The organism is Novosphingobium organovorum, from assembly GCF_022832435.1.
GTDB classification, from domain to species: domain Bacteria; phylum Pseudomonadota; class Alphaproteobacteria; order Sphingomonadales; family Sphingomonadaceae; genus Novosphingobium; species Novosphingobium organovorum.
On sequence record NZ_JALHLF010000281.1, the window covers coordinates 1 to 316 of the forward strand.

Here is a 316-nt window from a genome sequence, read left to right on the forward strand (position 1 = left end):
TACCGCTGGATGACGTCTTCGTCACGCTGAAGGATGTCATTCCGCAGCTAACACGCTCGTCCTTGCATCGCTGCCTGCAGCGACACGGCGTTTCACGCCTGCCCAAAGCTGATCGCGAGAAACCAAAGAAATTCAAAAGCTACAAGATCGGCTACTTCCATATCGACATTGCCGAACTGCGCTATGAGGGCGGCAAAGGCTTCCTGTTCGTCGCGGTGGATCGCACCTCGAAACTGGTCTTTGCCCGCATCTATCGTAGAGCCACCAAGTTGGCAGCATCCGCATTCCTCAAGGTGCTGATCAAGGCTGTACCCTA

1 pseudogene is annotated in these 316 nt (G+C 54.7%); it reads left to right on the forward strand.

The window, feature by feature from the left end:
• A pseudogene (locus MTR62_RS21245) lies at nt 1-316 on the forward strand (IS481 family transposase); the annotation flags it as partial.